Here is a 2205-nt window from a genome sequence, read left to right as displayed (position 1 = left end):
CCGCTCAGCTCGAGCGCACCGCCGAGCTCGCGGCCGCCGAGGCGGCCCGCCCGGTCTCGCCAAACGTGGTCTGGGAAGGCCTGAACATTCCTCGCGAGACGCGCGAGGAGGCGCAGGGACACGGCGCCGCCGTCGTGTGGTTCACGGGCCTGTCGGGGTCCGGCAAAACCACCATCGCGCGGGCGCTCGAGCGGCAGCTCTTCCACGACGGCGTCCGCACGATGCTGCTCGATGGGGACTACGTCCGCCATGGGCTCAATGGCGACTTGGGCTTTAGCCCGGAGGACCGGCGCGAGAACGTCCGCCGCGTGGGCGAGGTGGCCCGCCTGTTCTTCGAGGCCGGCTCCGTCGTGCTCTGCACGTTCGTCTCGCCGTACCGGGCCGACCGCGACCGGGTCCGGTCTCTCATTCCTGAGGGCCGCTTCGTCGAGGTGTTCGTCGACGTCGACCTCGAGGTCGCGCGCGCGCGGGACCCAAAGGGGCTGTACGCGCGGTCGCAAGCCGGCGACCTCGAGGGGCTGACGGGCGTCGACGCGCCGTACCAAGCGCCCGTCGCGCCGGAGGTGACGGTGGAGACGCGGGACGTGACCGTCGAGGAGTCCGTTGAAAGTCTCCGGCGGGCGCTCGTCGAGGCCGGCGTGGTGCCCGGAGGCTCTCGCTGACCTGTGCCGCCCGAGCCTAGAGTGCCCTCGGACGCGACGGCCTGTCGGGAGTGCTCGACGAAGCCCATACGTTGGCGACGTAGCCGTAGCTAGCGGTCGCTCGAGGGCCGTTCAATTCTCTGAGGACCTACAAACGACACCCTACCTTCTCCGCCAGGTCATGCTGTGCGACGAGACCATGCCGACGTTAAACCGCCCAGGTGACGCCCTCGAGTGACATCTCTCGCGGACGAGACCGGCAGGGCCCGACGTGGCCTCTCGTTCGCAGCCCAGACCTCGCACTGCCCCGAACCCATGATCGCATCCGTCCGACGTCTGCTCGGCCTGCTCACCCCGCGTGAGCGGATGGGCGCGCTCGTGCTGTTCGGGCTGCTGGTCGTCGGGGCGCTGTTCGAGGTCGTGGGTGTAGGGGCCGTGCCCGCGTTTGTGGCGGCGCTCGCCGCACCGGACACCGTCCTCGCGAACGAGCGCGTCGGCCCCATCCTCCGGCGGCTCGGGCTGACCGACCAGAAGAGCCTAGCATTATGGGGTGGGATCGCGCTCGTTGCGCTGTTCGCGGTGAAGAACCTGTACCTCGGGTTCCTGGCTTATGCTACGGCCCGGTACACTCAGGGCCGGCAGGCGACGCTCTCCGTCCGCCTGTTCAGGCACTACCTCCGGAGCCCCTACCCGTTCCACCTCGCCCGCAACAGCTCGGAGCTGGTCCGCAACACGAACCACGAGGTCGGGGCTGCCTTTGCAGGCGTGCTCACGCCGGCGCTCAACATCGGCCTCGAGGTCTTGGTGATCGCCTTGGTGGGCGGGCTCATCTTGATGGTCGAGCCGCTCATCTCGGTTACGGTCATCTCCGTTTTGGGAGCCATTACGGCCGTCTTCTACATCGTACTCCGGCGCAAGACGGCGTGGTACGCCGAGGAGGGGCAGCAGCACCGAGCGGCATCTCTCAAAGCGGTGTATCAAGGGTTGCTAGGCGTCAAGGACGTCAAGGTGCTGGGCCGCGAAGCGTACTTCAGCGACGCCTACAACCGGAGCGTCTGGTTTCTGGCCGGGGCCAACAAGTTCAAAGCTGTCGTAGGTGCCGCGCCGCGCCTGTTCCTCGAGGTCGTGGTCGTGACCGGCGTGCTCGCGGTCGCCATGCTCCTGGTCGCGCAAGGGCGGCCGACCGTCGAGATCATCCCCGTCCTGGCGCTCCTGGCGGCTGGCGCCATGCGGCTGATGCCGTCGTTCCAGCGCATCATGGGGAACCTCCAGGCTTTCCAGTGGGGGGAGGTCTCGCTCCGCAAGATCGCCGACGACCTCGAGGGCGAGCTCGCGACCGCCCGCAACGTCACGCCGGACCCGCCGGCCACGGTCGACATCGCCCTGGACGGCCTGACGTTCCGCTACGACGGCGCCGAGGACGACGCGCTCACCGACGTCTCCCTCACCATCCCCCAAGGCGCCGCCGTCGCGTTCGTCGGCCAGTCCGGCGCGGGCAAGACGACGCTCGTCGACCTGCTCCTAGGCCTGCTCCAGCCGACCGCCGGGGCCGTCCGGATCGGCG

Annotated in this window: 2 protein-coding genes; both read left to right on the top strand. The window is 69.1% G+C overall.

What is annotated here, in order from left to right:
- Nucleotides 1-65: 65 nt before the first annotated feature.
- A complete protein-coding gene (gene cysC, locus WBA11_RS09110; RefSeq protein ID WP_424520385.1) occupies nt 66-662 on the top strand; it encodes an adenylyl-sulfate kinase in 597 nt (198 codons plus the stop codon).
- Between the two features lie 294 nt (nt 663-956).
- On the top strand, nt 957-2205 hold a 1249-nt coding region (locus tag WBA11_RS09105), incomplete at its 3' end, for an ATP-binding cassette domain-containing protein (RefSeq protein WP_424520384.1).

This window comes from Rubrivirga sp. (assembly GCF_049648075.1).
GTDB lineage: Bacteria > Bacteroidota > Rhodothermia > Rhodothermales > Rubricoccaceae > Rubrivirga.
This window is presented reverse-complemented; position numbering and strand designations above follow the sequence as displayed.